This is a genomic window from Caulobacter sp. 05L422 (assembly GCF_056397765.1).
Map to the genome: position 1 here is coordinate 54,392 of NZ_JBFTOB010000019.1, position 15,238 is coordinate 69,629.

14 protein-coding genes are annotated in these 15,238 nt (G+C 68.9%); 8 read left to right on the forward strand and 6 right to left on the reverse strand.

What is annotated here, in order from left to right; genetic code table 11:
* Positions 1-29: 29 nt before the first annotated feature.
* From AC1DMQ_RS18000 to AC1DMQ_RS18015, 4 genes are all read left to right on the forward strand, one after another.
* Positions 30-893 carry a D-amino-acid transaminase gene (locus AC1DMQ_RS18000; RefSeq protein ID WP_477034928.1) on the forward strand — a complete coding sequence of 288 codons (864 nt, stop codon included), beginning with the start codon at positions 30-32 and terminating at the stop codon, positions 891-893.
* A gap of 136 nt (positions 894-1,029) precedes the next feature.
* A complete protein-coding gene (gene hfq / locus AC1DMQ_RS18005) occupies positions 1,030-1,278 on the forward strand; it encodes an RNA chaperone Hfq (RefSeq protein ID WP_012286640.1) in 249 nt (82 codons plus the stop codon).
* 10 nt (positions 1,279-1,288) lie between these two features.
* Positions 1,289-2,644 (forward strand): GTPase HflX, encoded by a 1,356-nt coding sequence (gene hflX / locus AC1DMQ_RS18010; protein ID WP_477034929.1) that lies wholly within the window; start codon positions 1,289-1,291, stop codon positions 2,642-2,644.
* 66 nt (positions 2,645-2,710) lie between these two features.
* Complete coding sequence (locus tag AC1DMQ_RS18015; RefSeq protein WP_477034930.1) at positions 2,711-3,259, forward strand: lysozyme; 549 nt, start codon at positions 2,711-2,713, stop codon at positions 3,257-3,259.
* A 79-nt stretch (positions 3,260-3,338) separates the two neighbouring features.
* Here AC1DMQ_RS18015 and mazG read toward each other — a convergent pair whose 3' ends face one another.
* The 5 genes from mazG to AC1DMQ_RS18040 all read right to left on the reverse strand — a co-directional run bounded on the left by mazG (position 3,339) and on the right by AC1DMQ_RS18040 (position 9,018).
* A complete protein-coding gene (mazG, locus tag AC1DMQ_RS18020; protein WP_477034931.1) occupies positions 3,339-4,178 on the reverse strand; it encodes a nucleoside triphosphate pyrophosphohydrolase in 840 nt (279 codons plus the stop codon).
* Positions 4,138-5,553: an MFS transporter gene (locus AC1DMQ_RS18025; protein WP_477034932.1), complete on the reverse strand. Its 1,416-nt coding sequence runs from the start codon at positions 5,551-5,553 to the stop codon at positions 4,138-4,140. The genes mazG and AC1DMQ_RS18025 overlap by 41 nt, the downstream gene beginning before the upstream one ends.
* A gap of 95 nt (positions 5,554-5,648) precedes the next feature.
* Positions 5,649-6,134, reverse strand: coding sequence for a hypothetical protein (locus AC1DMQ_RS18030; RefSeq protein WP_477034933.1), 486 nt, complete (start codon positions 6,132-6,134; stop codon positions 5,649-5,651).
* Between the two features lie 17 nt (positions 6,135-6,151).
* Positions 6,152-7,345, reverse strand: a complete 1,194-nt coding sequence (gene nhaA / locus AC1DMQ_RS18035) for a Na+/H+ antiporter NhaA (RefSeq protein WP_477034934.1) — start codon at positions 7,343-7,345, stop codon at positions 6,152-6,154.
* 212 nt (positions 7,346-7,557) lie between these two features.
* Positions 7,558-9,018: a cobyric acid synthase gene (locus tag AC1DMQ_RS18040; protein ID WP_477034935.1), complete on the reverse strand. Its 1,461-nt coding sequence runs from the start codon at positions 9,016-9,018 to the stop codon at positions 7,558-7,560.
* Positions 9,019-9,099: 81 nt separating this feature from the next.
* Here AC1DMQ_RS18040 and AC1DMQ_RS18045 point away from each other — a divergent pair, with 81 nt between their 5' ends.
* Both AC1DMQ_RS18045 and mfd read left to right on the forward strand, forming a co-directional pair.
* Complete coding sequence (locus AC1DMQ_RS18045) at positions 9,100-9,393, forward strand: FAD assembly factor SdhE (RefSeq protein WP_477034993.1); 294 nt, start codon at positions 9,100-9,102, stop codon at positions 9,391-9,393.
* Positions 9,394-9,470: 77 nt separating this feature from the next.
* Positions 9,471-12,935: a transcription-repair coupling factor gene (gene mfd, locus AC1DMQ_RS18050; RefSeq protein WP_477034936.1), complete on the forward strand. Its 3,465-nt coding sequence runs from the start codon at positions 9,471-9,473 to the stop codon at positions 12,933-12,935.
* On the opposite strand, the gene AC1DMQ_RS18055 is transcribed toward mfd, so the two are convergent.
* On the reverse strand, positions 12,932-13,897 hold the full coding sequence (locus AC1DMQ_RS18055) for a helix-turn-helix transcriptional regulator (protein ID WP_477034937.1): 966 nt from the start codon (positions 13,895-13,897) through the stop codon (positions 12,932-12,934). The genes mfd and AC1DMQ_RS18055 overlap by 4 nt on opposite strands.
* A 55-nt stretch (positions 13,898-13,952) precedes the next feature.
* Between AC1DMQ_RS18055 and AC1DMQ_RS18060 the strand changes: the two genes are divergently transcribed.
* Together AC1DMQ_RS18060 and AC1DMQ_RS18065 are read left to right on the forward strand one after the other, a co-directional pair.
* Positions 13,953-14,477 (forward strand): DUF1579 domain-containing protein, encoded by a 525-nt coding sequence (locus AC1DMQ_RS18060; protein ID WP_477034938.1) that lies wholly within the window; start codon positions 13,953-13,955, stop codon positions 14,475-14,477.
* Positions 14,474-15,178: an NIPSNAP family protein gene (locus AC1DMQ_RS18065; RefSeq protein WP_477034939.1), complete on the forward strand. Its 705-nt coding sequence runs from the start codon at positions 14,474-14,476 to the stop codon at positions 15,176-15,178. Before AC1DMQ_RS18060 ends, AC1DMQ_RS18065 begins: the two co-directional genes overlap by 4 nt.
* The last annotated feature ends 60 nt before the right edge of the window (positions 15,179-15,238 follow it).

Consider the following 15,238-nt stretch of genomic DNA (forward strand, 5'->3'; position numbering starts at 1 on the left):
CTTGCCGATCACGCCTGAAGGAACTGTAGATGTCGCGTTTCGCCTATGTGAACGGCCGGTTCGTGCGCCATGGCGAGGCCGCCGTGCATATCGAGGATCGCGGCTATCAGCTGGCCGACGGCGTCTACGAGGTGTGGGCGGTGTTCGGCGGCAAGCTGGCCGACGCGGCGGGGCACTTCACGCGGCTGTGGCGCAGCCTGGACGAACTGCGCATCGCCCATCCGATGAGCGAAAAGGCCCTGACCGTGGTGCTGCGCGAGACCATCCGCCGCAACAAGGTGCGCGAGGGCATGGTCTATCTGCAGGTGACCCGCGGCGTCGCCCCGCGCGACCACGCCTTCCCCAATCCGGCCGTGCCGCCGGCCGTGGTGGTCACCGCCAAGAGCGTCGACCGCGTGGCCGCCGAGGCCAAGGCCGCCAAGGGCCAGTCGGTGATCACCGTGCCCGAGAACCGCTGGGGCCGCTGCGACATCAAGTCGATCGGCCTGCTGCCCAACGGATTGGCCAAGCAGGCGGCCCGCGAGCGCGGCGCGGTCGAAGCCTGGTTCGTCGACGAGTTGGGCCTGGTCACCGAAGGCGCCTCGTCCAACGCCTGGATCGTCGACGCCGAGGGCCGGCTGCGCACCCGCGACACCCAGGCCAACATCCTGCGCGGCATCACCCGCTCCAGCCTGCTGGAGGTGATCGCCGAGGCCGGCCTGCCGATCGCCGAGCAGCCGTTCACGGTGGAGGAGGCCAAGGCCGCCAGGGAGGCCTTCATCACCGGCGCGGGCACCCTGGTGCTGCCGATCGTCAGCGTCGATGGCGCGCAAATCGGCGATGGAACGCCTGGACCGGTGGCGACGCGGCTTCGGCGTCTCTATATCGAGCGCGCCAAGGCGGCCGCGATCTAGATCGATAGTCTAGGTTTAAGGGCGTTAGCGCACTTTCTTCGCTGATTGGTCATACCAACCGGCGAAAAATGCTTTAGTCTGAACTTGTTTGTGTGGGGGGCGTGTGGCCCTCCGAAACAATAAGAGGGGAATCCCCATGTCGACCGAAAAAAAACAGAACCTTCAGGACACCTTCCTGAACAGCGTGCGCAAGTCGAAGACGCCGCTGACCATCTTCCTGGTGAACGGCGTGAAGCTGCAGGGCGTTGTCAGCTGGTTCGACAATTTCTGCGTCCTGCTCCGCCGCGACGGCCAGTCCCAGCTGGTTTACAAGCACGCCATTTCGACGATCATGCCGGCCCAGCCCGTGCAGCTGTACGAGCCGAGCGCTGATCAAGACGATTGATCCTTAGCGTTTGACCAAATCCACTTCCAAGTCCATCGACCACGCTATCCCGGTTCTGCGGGCCTTCGTGATCCATCCCGTGCGTCCGACGCGCGGCCAATCGGTCCTCGAGGCGCGCGACCCTAACGTGCGTCTCGAGGAGGCCGTCGGCTTGGCCGTCGCCCTCGATCTCGAGGTCGTCGAGACCACGATCGCACCCCTGCGCCTGGTCACGCCCGCCACCCTGTTCGGCAAGGGCAAGATCGAGGAGTTCGCCGCCATCTGCGAGGTCGAGAAGATCGACGTCGCGGTGTTCGACGACCAGCTGACCCCGGTCCAGCAGCGCAATCTCGAACGGGCCCTGAACGTCAAGGTCGTCGACCGCACGGGCCTGATCCTCGAGATCTTCGCCCGCCGGGCCCGCACCCGTGAGGGCAAGCTGCAGGTCGAGTTGGCGCGGCTGGACTACGAACGCTCGCGCCTGGTCCGCACCTGGACCCACCTGGAGCGCCAGCGCGGCGGCACCGGCAACACCGGCGGTCCCGGCGAAACCCAGATCGAGCTGGACCGCCGCCTGATCGCCGGCGTCATCATCAAGCTCAAGCGCGAGCTGGACGAGGTGCGGCGCACCCGCACCCTGCACCGCAGCGCCCGCAAGAAGGTGCCGTACCCGACCGTGGCCCTGGTGGGCTACACCAACGCCGGCAAGTCGACGCTGTTCAACCGCCTGACCAATGCCACGGTCGTGGCCCAGGACATGCTGTTCGCGACCCTGGACCCGACCCTGCGCACCGTGAAGCTGCCCGACGGGCGGCCGGCGATCCTGTCCGACACCGTCGGCTTCATCTCCGACCTGCCGCACGAACTGGTCGAGGCCTTCCGCGCCACCCTCGAGGAGGTGCAGGAGGCCGACGTGGTGCTGCACGTGCGCGACGTGGCCAATCCGGACACCGACGCCCAGGCCCGCGACGTCCAGAAGGTGCTGACCGAGCTGAAGGTCCTTGGCGACGACGGCGACGAGGTCGACGGCAAGACCCTGATCGAGGTCTGGAACAAGATCGACCTGGTCGAGGGCGAGGCCCGCGAAATCCTCGAGGGTCAGGCCCGCCGGCAGGAGGCGTCGCCCGTCTCGGCCGTCACCGGCGAGGGCTGCGCCGAACTGCTCAAGCGGGTCGGCGGCCTGATCGACGACACGCCGCCGGTGGCGGTGCGTCTGGCGGCCAAGGACGGCGAGGCCCTGGCCTGGATCTACCGCAACGGCCGCGTGGAGAGCCGCGAGGACGAGGACGAGGGCGGCGTGCGCTTGATCGCCCGTCTCGACGCCCAGGCCCTGGGCCGGTTCGAACGCCAGTTCCCCGACGTCTGGATCATGGCGACCGGCGACTGATCTTTCCCCGCTTGCCGCGCTCGCCCTGAGGGTGAACACTCCGAACCCCGCATTCGGAGCGCGAGCATGGCCAACGATCCCTGGGACGGCGTGACGGTGCCGGACGCCGCCACGGTTGTCGTCAAGCGGGTGGAGGGCTTCTTCGCCCAGCCCTACGACGACAACGGCGCGCTGCCGGGCGGCACCTGGACGATCGGCTACGGCACGATCCGCGACGCGGCCGGCAAGGCCGTGACGCCGACCACCCCGGCCGTCACCGAGGTCCAGGCCGTCAAGTTGCTGATGCGCGACATGAAGCGCGCGGCCATGGACGTGCACACCCGCGTCCGGATCCCGCTGCTGGTCTACGAGGCCGCCGCCCTGATCTCGTGGACCTACAATCTGGGCGACGGCGCGCTGCGCACCTCGACGATGCTGCGCAAGCTGAACGCCGGCGAGAAGACCGCCGTGCCCGACGAGATGCGCAAGTGGATCAACCAGAACGGCAAGCCGCTGGTCGGCCTGCTACGCCGCCGCTGGGCCGAGGCGGCGATCTTCGTGGGCAAGGACCCGGTCAACGCCTGCGTCCGGGCCTGGCGCGAGATCGATGGTTTGGACGATTGGCCGGCGTTCTAGAAACGGGGACATGCACTTGTGCGTGTCCCCAACGCGCTAGGACCTGGGGACACGCACAAGTGCATGTCCCCAACCGTAGCTACTTCCGCTCCGCCGCCTTGGCCGCGTTCCACAGGCCGTCCATCTCGGCCAGGTCCGACTGATCCGGGGTGCGGCCGTCCTTGGCCAGCTCGGCCTCGATGAAGGCGAAGCGCCGGACGAACTTGGCGTTGGTGGCGCGCAGGGCGTCCTCGGGCTCGACGTCCAGCTTGCGGGCCAGGTTGGCGACCACGAACAGCAGGTCGCCCAGCTCCTCGCGGGCCTTGGCCTTGTCGCCGGCGGCGATCTCGACCTTCAGCTCGGCGACTTCCTCGGCCAGCTTGTCCAGCACCTCGTCGGTCGAGGGCCAGTCGAAGCCGACCCGGGCGGCGCGCTTGGTCAGCTTGACGGCGCGGGTCATGGCGGGGAGGCCGGCGGGCACGTCGTCCAGCACGCCGCCCTTGGCCTTGGCCTTGCGTTCCTGGGCCTTCAGCGTCTCCCAGCCGGCGACCTGGGCGTCGAGGTCATCATACGAATGGTCGCCGAACACATGCGGATGGCGGCGCACCATCTTGTCGTTGATCGCGCGGGCCACGCCGGCCAGGTCGAACACGCCCTGTTCCTCGGCCATGCGCGAATGGAACACCACCTGCAGCAGCAGGTCGCCCAGCTCTTCCTTCAGGTCCGACAGGTCGTTGCGCTCGATGGCGTCGGCGACCTCGTAGGCCTCCTCGACCGTGTAGGGCGCGACCGTGGCGAAGGTCTGCTCCTGGTCCCACGGACAGCCGCCGTCGGGATCGCGCAGCTTGGCCATGATGTCGATCAGGGTGAAGAGCGGATGCTGATCCTTCTCGCGGGGATCATTCAGCGGCGGGCTTTGGGGCTGCGAGGGGAGAGACATGCGGTTCCGGGCTCGGACTGGGAAGGGGCTCGGCCGCGTCCCGCGCGTCGAGCTGACGGCGGATCTCGGCATGGGCGGTCTCGTCCAGGCGATAGCGCAGGATGACCGCGCACACCAGCAGGCCAAGCGCGGCCGGGGCCACGGCGTAGAGGACGATCAAGGCCGTGTCGCCCTGGGCGCTGGGAACCTTCGGGTCGAAGCCCAGTTGCGCCAGCACCAGGAACACCCCGACCGCCAGGGCGTAGCCCAGCTTCACCGTGCCGTTGACGATGGCGTAGAGCAGGCCGGTGCGGTCCACGCCGCTGGCCAGCCGCTCCTCGTCGCCCAGGTCGGCCATCATCGAACGCACCAGCAGCGGGGCGGCGGAATAGGGCAGGCCGGCCAGCACCAGGATCACCATGCCCAGCAGCATCGGGGGGCTGAGATACGACCCGCCGTCGTACCGGGGCGTGAACACCGTCACCACCTGGACGAGGGCGTAGATCACGGCCGCGATGGCCAGGGCTTTGTGCTTGCCGATCTTCTTGGCCAGGGCCGGCCAGATCGGCGATCCGCCCAGGGCGGCGACGAAATAGATCAGCAGCAGGATGCCGGCCGAGGCCTTGTCGAAGCCCTTGATGCGCTCGAAGAAGAAGAAGAACAGCGCCCCGGTGATGCCCGGCGCCAGACCCATCAGCAGGTCGGCGAACAGCAGGGTCCGCACCGACGGGCGCTTGAGCAGGTCGACATATTGCTTGAGGCCGGCCTCGTGCTTGACCGGCGGGACATTGGTTTCGCCCACCACCTTCATGGCCAGCAGGAAGGTCAGCGGCAGCAGGGCGATGATGAACCAGCCCATGGCCTGGACGCCGGCCGCGTGATTGCCCTTGTAGATCACGGCCAGGATCGGCGGCAGCAGCAGGACCAGGATCATCCCGACCACGTTGCCGGCGCTCCACCAGCCGTAGACGCGTGATCGCTGCTGGTAGTCCGGCGACAGCACCGCGCCCCAGGCGGTGTGCGACAGCACCGCCATCGAGTAGCCGACATAGCAGACGACCAGCCAGCCCCAGAGATAGAGCGGCCCGATTCCGGGCTTGGCCATGAACAGGAAATAGGCCGCCAGCATCAGCACGGGCGCGGCCGCCGCCAGCCAGGGCCTGAATCGGCCGATCCGGGTTCGCGTGCGGTCCATCATGCCGCCCAGGATCGGGTCCAGGATGATGTCGGCCACCCGCACCAGCAGGAAGGCCGAGCCGACCACCGACAGCGAAAGGCCCAGCTCGCTGACATAGTATTCCGGCAGATAGACCACCAAGGGCAGGCCCAGGGCGGCCAGGGGCAGGCTGGGCGCGGCGAAGGCCGCCAGGGTCCAGGATGAGCGCCGTCCGGTCATGCGTTCCTCGCCGAAAGCGGGCTGCCCCCGCGTTTATGAACAGCGATCAGACGCCGTGTCGCGACGGCTGGCAAGAGGCCTCGGAAACGCCGAGCTCAGCGCGCGTCGCCGAACTGATCCTTGGCCAGACGGACCGCGAAACGGTCGAAGGCCTGCTCGGCGTCCTGCCAGGTCGAGCCGTAGCGGGCCCAGCGGATGTCGTCGCCGTACCAGCTGTAGGCGATCGGCGTGCGGGCGCCGGCCGCGTCGACATAGTCGCCGCTGATCCGCGCCCCGCCGATGCCGAAGCTCTCCATCGACAGCCCCTGGGTGGTCATCAGTTGCTGGGGCGTGGGCCGGTTGGGCCGGGCGTCGTCGATGACCAGGGTCAGCGTCCCGCCGTCGGCGCGCGACGGAAGCCGCCTTTCGACGGTGCGTTGCAGTTGGGAGGTCAGGATGTCGAGGTCACGCTGGCCGATCTCGTCGACCTTGTCGGCCAGGGCCGGGCCGATGGAGACCTTGACCGACGAAACGGCCGGGGCGGAGAGGGCGGGCTGGGCCGCGCCCAACAACAGAACGGCGGAAACGAGGGCGACGCGCATGGGAGGCTCCTCCTGGATCAGGCTTCACTCGAAATGTGGGGGTCGCGCGGGCGCGGCGCCAGGCTGAAGATCAACCAGCCCAGCAGGGCCGACAACAACGAACCGACCAGCACGCCGATCTTGGTCTCGTCCTGCAGGATCGGGGCGTCGAAGGCCAGGTTGTTGATGAACAGGCTCATGGTGAAGCCGATGCCGCACAGGGCCGAGACGCCGAACAGCTGGGTCCAGGACGCGCCGCTGGGACGTTGGGCCCAGCCCAGCCTGATCGCAGCCAGGCAGAACAGGCTCACCCCGATCATCTTGCCCAGGAACAGGCCCAGCGACGCGCCCAGGGTGGCGGGCGCCGTCAGCTCGGCCAGGCCGACCTGGCCCAGGGCGACGCCGGCGTTGGCGAAACCGAACACCGGCACCACCAGATAGCCCACCCACGGCGCCAGGCCGTGCTCCAGCCGGTGCAGCGGCGAGTGCTCGTCGTCCGGCCGAGCCGGCGACTTGGTGATCGGGATGGTCATGGCCAGGATCACCCCGGCCAGGGTGGCGTGGACGCCGGACTTGAGGAAGAAGAACCAAAGTCCAGCGCCGACAAGCAGATACGGCCACAGGCTCATCACCTTGAAGCGGTTCATCGCCACGAGTACGACCAGAGTCGCGGCCGCCCCGCCCAGGGCCCAGAGGGTCAGGTGGTCGGTGTAGAAGATGGCGATGATCAGGATCGCGCCCAGGTCGTCGATGATCGCCAGGGCGGCTAGGAAGATCTTCAGCGAGCCCGGCACGCGCGATCCCAGCAGCGACAGCACGCCCAGGGCGAAGGCGATGTCGGTGGCGGCCGGAATGGCCCAGCCGCGCAGGTTGGCCGGGGTCTGCAGATTGACCGCCACGTAGATCAGGGCCGGAACGATCATCCCGCCCAGGGCCGCGACGCCCGGCAGCACGCGCCGCGACCAGCTGGACAGCTCGCCGTCGACGGTCTCGCGTTTGATCTCCAGCCCCACCAGCAGGAAGAACACCGCCATCAGGCCGTCATTGACCCAGTGGGCGATGCTCAGACCGCCGAGATAGACGTGCAGGACGTGGAAATAGCCCTCGGCCAGCGGCGAATTGGCGACGATCAGCGCCAGGGCCGCCGAGCCCATCAGCAGCAGCCCGCCGGCGGACTCGCTCTTGAGGAAGGCGCGCAGGGCCGAGATTCCACGGGGATGGGCGGTCGTCATGCGGCGGGGCCTCGGGAGAATCTTGAGACCATCTTGGCTCGGGGGAAGGTGACAAGGCTACCGAAACCCATCGCCCCCACCAAGGTTGTCATCCCGGACAAGCGCGCAGCGCGCCGATCCGGGACCGCCACAAGCGCATGCGCTCAGGCGTCGGTCCCGGGTCTACGCTTCGCTCCGCCCGAGATGACAGCCGGGTGAGGACGTGAGGGTGTCTACAGCCCCGCGATCCGCGCGATCGCCTCGATGTCCAGCGAACGCTCCAGCATCGCGGCGATCTCATCCAGCGCCGCGTCGACGGTGGCCGCGTGGTCGCGCGGCGTCATCGCCAGGCCCAGCGGGGCCAGCAAAGCCGCACGGGCCTCGCCCCGCTCGAACAGGCCGTGGACATAGGCGCCGCAGACCCGGCCGTCGGCCGAGACCGCGCCGTCCGCCACGCCGCCGTCGAGGGCCAGCATCGGTGTCGCCGTTCCTGGACCGGTCGTCCGGCCGATGTGCATCTCGTAGCCGGAGAAAGGCGCGTCGCCGTCCAGCAAGCGGCCGGATGTCGCCCGCAGCACCTTGTCGCCCAGCAGCACGGTGTCGACGTCCAACAGGCCCAGGCCGGGGGCCGAGCCCACCGCGCCTTCGATGCCCTCGGGGTCCGACACCGTCTTGCCCAGCATCTGGTAGCCGCCGCAGACGCCCAGCACCCGTCCGCCGCGCCGCACATGGGCCAGGATGTCTATGTCCCAACCGTGGGCGCGCAGGAAGGCCAGGTCCGCCAGGGTGGCCTTGGTGCCTGGAATGATCACCAGGTCGGCGTCGCCAGGCACGGGCGTGCCGGGCGGCAGGAAGGCGAAGTCGATGTCCGGATCAGCCCGCAGCGGGTCGAACTCGTCGAAATTGGCGATCCGCGACAGCATCGGCACGACGATCCGCACGCGCCTGTCGCCGTCGGCGCGAACCGGGCGCTCCAGCACCACGGCGTCCTCGGCGGGCAGGGCGCGGGCCGGGGCCAGCCACGGCGCCATGCCCAGGTCAGGCCAACCGGTGCGGGCGACAATCTCGCGCCGGCCGTCGTCGAACAGCGAAGGATCGCCGCGGAACTTATTGATGATGAAGCCCTTGATGCGATCGCGGTCGGCCGCGTCCAGCACCAGGTGGGCCCCGGCCAGGGCGGCGATCACATGCCCCCGGTCGATGTCGCCGACCAGGGCGACGGGCACGTCGGCGGCATGGGCGAAGCCCATGTTAGCGATGTCGCCCTGGCGCAGGTTGGTCTCGGCCGGACTGCCGGCGCCCTCGACCAGGACCAGGTGGGCCTCGGCGGCCAGCAGGCGATAACTCTCGACCGTGGTGGCCAGCAGGTCCGGCTTCAGCCCCTGGAAGGCGCGGGCCTTGTAGTTCCCGACCACCTTGCCCCGCACCACCACCTGGGCCCCGACGTCGCTTTGCGGCTTCAGCAGCACCGGGTTCATGTGGACGGTCGGCGGCGTGCGGCAGGCCAGGGCCTGCAGGGCCTGGGCCCGGCCGATCTCGCCCCCGTCGGCGGTCACCGCGGCGTTGTTGGACATGTTCTGCGGCTTGAACGGCCGCACGACCAGACCACGATTGGCGAACAGCCGGCACAAGCCCGCCACCAGGGTCGACTTGCCCACGTCCGAACCGCAGCCCTGGATCATCAGCGAGGCCATGGCCCGCGCCTACAGGGCCGGCGGATGACGGTCAATGCGCGGCTGGCGCAAGACCCTGTAGCGCTCTATATCCCCGGTCACATGACCATCGATCACGACTCCCGCCTCCGGCGGCTGAAGTTCCGGGCCTGGCATCGCGGATTTCGGGAAGCGGACCTCATTCTGGGGCCGTTCGCGGACACCCATGGCCCCAAGCTGACCCCCGAGCAGCTGGATACGTTCGAAACGCTGATGGAGGAGTCGGATCGCGAAATCTACGCCTGGATCGTCGGCCAGGAGCCGACTCCGGCCAAGTTCGACACCGATGTCCTGAACCTTATCAAGACCTTCCGCTACGAAGCTCATGCTTCGCGGCCGATCGGCGACGGGATGTAGCGGCTCCGCCCGACCGTTTTCGGGCAACAGCATCAGTACCGGCGGCGTTGTCGCTGGCTCAACCTTCGAAGAGTTGCATGGCCTACGACGCCAAACAGATCGCCAAGGCTTCCGGCAGCCTGACCCTCGCAGGCGCGCCGGAAGGCTTCGACGCGTTGGTCATGGCCGACATCGCCCGGTCGCGCGGCGGGCTGACCGCTTTCGTGGCCCGCGACACCGCCCGGGCCAGCGCCTTCATCGACGCCCTGAAGTTCTTCGCGCCCGAGATCGAGGCGGTGCTGTTCCCGTCGTGGGACTGCCTCCCGTACGACCGCATMGGTCCGTCGGCGGGTGTCGCGGCCGTGCGCATGGCCACCCTGCATCGCCTGGCCGAGGGTCTGGGCAAGGACAAGCCGGCGATGCTGGTCACCGCCGCGCCGGCCCTGCTGCAGCGGGTGCCCGAGAAGGCCGTGCTGCTGCGCGCCAGCTATTCGGCCAAGGTCGGCAATTCCGTCGATGTGGCGGATCTGGAACGCTATTTCGCGATCAACGGCTACAGCCGGGCCTCGACCGTGTCGGAACGCGGCGAGTTCGCCATCCGCGGCGGCGTCATCGACGTGTTCCCGCCGGCCGCCGAGGAGCCGGTGCGCCTGGACCTGTTCGGCGACACCCTGGAGAGCATCCGCGCCTTCGATCCGGAAACCCAGCGCTCGACCAAGCAGCTTCGCGAGATCCAGTTGCTGCCGGTCAGCGAGGCCCTGCTGGACAAGGAAGGCATCGCCCGGTTCCGCAACGGCTATATCCGCGCGTTCGGCGCGCCGGGCGACGATCCCCTGTACGCCACCGTCAGCGAGGGCGGCCGCCGCGCCGGGCTGGAGCACTGGCTGCCGCTGTTCTACGAGCGGATGGCGACCCTGTTCGACTATCTGCCGGACGGCGCCCTGATCGGCGTCGACCACCAGGTCGCCGAGAGCCGCGACGAGCGCCTGGCGATGATCGCCGACGCCTATGACGCCCGCGCCTCGGCCGACCGCAAGTCGGCCTATCGCCCGCTGGCGCCCGACGCGCTCTACCTGACCGCCAAGGAATGGGACCAGGCCGTCGAGGACCGCCCGAACCGCAAGTTCACGCCGTTCCAGCCCCAGGGCCTGGACGTCGTCGACCTGGGCGCGAAACTGGGCCGCACCTTCGCCGCCGAGCGGGCCCAGGACAGCGTCAACCTGTTCGAGGCCACCGCCGACCACGCCAGGAAGCTGGCCGGGGAGGGGAAACGCGTGTTGTTCGCCTCGTGGTCCGAGGGCTCGTCCGAGCGCCTGGGGACCATGCTGGCCGACCACGGCCTGAAGAAGATCCCCTACGCCGCCTATTGGCAGGCGGCCAAGGCCAACGATCCCAAGACCCCGCAACGGGTGGTCCTGCCGCTGGACAACGGCTTCGAGACCGAAAACCTGGCGGTCATCTCCGAGACCGACATTCTTGGGGATCGCCTGGCCCGGCCGCGCAAGAAGCGCCGCGCCGCCAACTTCCTGGCCGAGGCCAGCGCCCTGACGCCCGGCGATCTGGTCGTCCACATCGACCACGGCATCGGCCGCTACGAGGGCCTCAAGACCCTGGACGTCCAGGGCGCGCCGCACGACTGCCTGGATCTGCTGTACGGCGGCGAGGCCAAGCTCTACCTGCCGGTCGAGAACATCGACCTGCTGACCCGCTACGGGACCGACGCCGAGAACGTCCAGCTGGACAAGCTGGGCGGCGCGGCCTGGCAGGGGCGCAAGGCCAAGGCCAAGGAACGCCTGCGGGTCATGGCCGAGGGCCTGATCCAGATCGCCGCCGCCCGCCAGCTGAAGTCGGTCGAAGAGACCGACCCGCCGCACGGCGTGTTCGACGAGTTCTGCGCCCGCTTCCCCTACGAGGAGACCGACGACCAGCTGTCGGCCATCCACGACGTCTTGGAAGACCTATCGTCCGGCAAGCCGATGGACCGGCTGATCTGCGGCGACGTCGGCTTCGGCAAGACCGAGGTCGCCCTGCGCGCCGCCTTCGTGGTGGCGATGAGCGGCAAGCAGGTGGCCATCGTCTGCCCGACCACGCTTCTGGCCCGCCAGCACTACAAGACCTTCAAGGACCGCTTCCAGGGCTGGCCGGTCAAGGTCACCCGCCTGTCGCGCCTGGTCACCGGCAAGGAGGCGGCCGAGACCCGCGACGGCCTGGCCAACGGCCAGTTCGAGATCGTGGTCGGCACCCACGCCATCCTGTCCAAGCAGGTGTCGTTCAAGGACCTGGGCCTGGTCATCGTCGACGAGGAGCAGCACTTCGGGGTCAAGCACAAGGAGAAGCTCAAGGAGCTTCGCGCCGACGTGCACATGCTGACCCTGACCGCCACGCCGATCCCGCGCACCCTGCAGATGGCGCTCAGCGGCATCCGGGAAATGTCGATCATCGCCACCCCGCCGGTCGACCGCCTGGCGGTGCGCACCTACATCAGCCCTTTCGATCCGGTCACCCTGCGCGAGGCCCTGCTGCGCGAGAAGTATCGCGGCGGCCAGGCCTATTACGTGGTGCCGCGCATCAAGGACCTGGAGGACATCGAGAAGTTCCTCCGCACCCAGGTGCCCGAGGTCAAGTACGTGGTCGGGCATGGGCAAATGGCCCCGACCCAGCTGGAAGACGTGATGACGGCCTTCTACGAGGGCCAGTACGACGTGCTCCTGGCCACGACCATCGTCGAGAGCGGCCTGGATATCCCGTCCGCCAACACCCTGATCGTCCACCGCGCCGACATGTTCGGCCTGGCCCAGCTCTACCAGATCCGGGGTCGGGTGGGCCGCTCCAAGGCCCGCGCCTACGCCTATCTGACCACGCCGGCGGAGAAGCAGATCACCTTGTCGGCCGAGAAGCGCCTGAAGGTGCTGCAGTCGTTGGACAGCCTGGGCGCCGGCTTCCAGCTGGCCTCGCACGACCTGGACCAACGCGGCGGCGGCAACCTGCTGGGCGACGAGCAGAGCGGCCACATCAAGGAGATCGGCGTCGAGCTGTACCAGCAGATGCTGGAGGACGCCGTCGCCGAGCTGCGCGAGCGCCAGGGGGCCGAGGCCCTGCTGGAGGACCGCGGATGGTCGCCGCAGATCAACACCGGCGCGGCCGTGATGATCCCCGACGACTACGTGCCCGACCTCAACGTGCGCCTGTCGCTCTATCGCCGCCTGTCGGAAGCCGAGAAGGCCGCCGACCGCGAGGCGCTGGCCGCCGAGATGATCGACCGCTTCGGCCCGCTGCCGCCCGAGACCGACAGCCTGCTGAAGGTGGTCGCCATCAAGGGCCTGTGCCGCGAGGCCAATGTCGCCAAGATCGACGTCGGCCCCAAGGGCGCGGTCGCCAGCTTCCGCAACGACATCTACGCCGAGCCGCTGGCCCTGATGCAGTTCGTGGCCAAGAACAACATCGTCTGGAAGGTGCGCCCCGACCAGAAGGTGGTGGTCAAGGGCGAGTGGGACACCCCGGCCCAGCGACTGGACGCGGCCGAGAAGATCCTGACGCAGCTGGTCAAGCTGACGAAGGCCTAGTCGGCGTAGATCCCGGCCAGTTCGACCGCCGTCCGGCGCATGCGCTCACGCAGCGCCGGCGGCTCCAGCACCTGCGCCTCGACGCCCAGGCGCAGGAAGTCGGCCGCCGCGTGGTCGACGGACTCGATCGGCACGACGACCTCGCAGGTCTCGCCGTCCAGCGCCGCCAGGGCCTCGGCCGCGATCCGGGCCTGGGTCGCACCGAGATAGGACAGGCGCTTCAAGCCCGCGCGGGTCAGGCGCAGGCGGGCTTCTCCCGTGAAGATCTCGGCCTCGAAGCGCTGGGTCGAGGCCGTCCAGAAAGCTTCGAGATCGAAATCGGCCGGACGCTCGAACGTCTCGTCGCCCACGACCAGGGCCTGGATGTTCGAGACGCGGTAGACGCGCGGCTCGGCGCCTGAGGCCAGAGCCGCCAGGTACCAGGTCCCGCCCTTGAGGATCAGGCCCAGCGGCGACAGGATCCGTTCCACCAAGCCCTTCCAACTGTCGTAGCGAACTTCGATCCGTCGACAGGTCCAGACCGCCTGGGCCAGGGCCGGCAGGCGGGCGGCTTCCTCGGCGTCGCGGTACCAGCCGACCGGGTCCAGGTGGAAGCGGCTGGAGATCCGCTCGGCGGCCGCCTGACGTTCGGGGGGCAGGGCGGCCAGCAGCTTCAGTTGGGCGACGCCCATGGCCTCGCTCAGGCCCAGTTGGGCGGCGGGGCCGGCCAGGCCGCCCAGGAACAGGGTCTCGGCCTCCGCGTCTGTCAGGCCGGTCAGACGGGTGCGATAGCCGTCCAGCAGAGCGAAGCCGCCGCCGGGACCGCGATCGGCATAGACGGGCGCGCCCGACAGGCTGAGCGCGTCGATGTCGCGATAGATGGTGCGCACCGAGACCTCGAATTCCTCGGCAAGGACCTCGGCGGTGAGGCGACCCCGGGTCTGCAGCAGCATCAGGATCGAGAGCAGGCGGCTTGAGCGCATGTTTTCGATCCTAGCTGAAAATACCTGACAATAGATGTCAGTTGGACCTGTCTACATGGCCGTCGTCACCCGCGATGAAGAGGCCAGCATGACCGTTCCCAATGAGACGCCCGCCGGCGCCCGCGACTTCGACTTCCTGCACGGCCGTTGGCGCATCGCCCATCGCCGGCTGAAGCAGCGCCATGTGGCCTCCCAGGACTGGGACGCTTTCGACGCCACCGCGACCTGCGAGCCTCGCCTGGGCGGCATGGTCAATGTCGAGGAGATCGCCATGCCCGAGCGCGGCTCTTCCGGCGTCTCCCTGCGCAGCTTCGACCTGGCGACCGGCCTGTGGTCGATCTGGTGGATCAGCAGCCTGGAGGGGCGTCTGCACGCGCCGGTGACCGGGCGCTTCGAGGGCGGCGTCGGCCTGTTCGAGGGCGACGATGTCGACGGCGACCGGCCGATCCGCGCCCGCTACGTCTGGTCGGACATCACCCCAGGCTCGGCCCGCTGGACCCAGAGCTTCTCGCTGGACGGCGGCGCGACCTGGGAAGCCAACTGGATCATGGACTTCACGCGGATGGCGGACGCGGCATGAGCCCGGTGATCGAACTGCGCCAGTACCGGATGAAGCCGGGGAGACGCGACGACCTGGTCACGCTGTTCGAGCGGGAGTTCATCGAGAGCCAGGAGGCCCATGGCATGAGCCTGCTGGGCCAGTTCCGCGACCTGGACGCGCCCGGTCACTTCGTCTGGATGCGCGCCTTCGAGAGCATGCAGGCCCGCAAGACGGCGTTGGAGGGCTTCTACGGCGGCCCGGTCTGGCAGGCTCATCGCGAGGCCGCCAATGACACCCTGGCCGACAATGACGACGTCCTGCTGCTCAAGCCGCCGGTGAAGACCGCGCGCCTCGACCTGCCGCCGCGTCGGCCCGCTGGGGCGGACCTGGGTCCAGCGTCTTTGATCGGCGTGACGATCCAGGCGCTGGACGGCCCGCCGGAGCCCGGCTTCGCCGATCGGTTCGAGGCCGAGGTCCGGCCGGCCCTGGAGGCGGCCGGCGCGTCGGTCCTGGGCTGGATGATCATCGAGGACGCTGAAAACACCTTTCCCCGCCTTCCGGTGCGCGAGGGTGAACCGGCGCTGGTCTGGATCGGCCGCTTCGCCGACGCGGCGGCCCATGCCGACCATCTGGTCCGCGCCGAACGGGCCGGGCTGGGCGACGGGTTCGGCGCGGTGTCGAGGCGTGGCGTGATCCAGCGCCTGCGCCTGGCGCCGACGAACCGTTCGCGGCTCAGATGACCGGGTCCGGATCCCGCCAGCCGACCCGGCGCGGATTTGCCAGAGTCGGGGAAAGCTCAA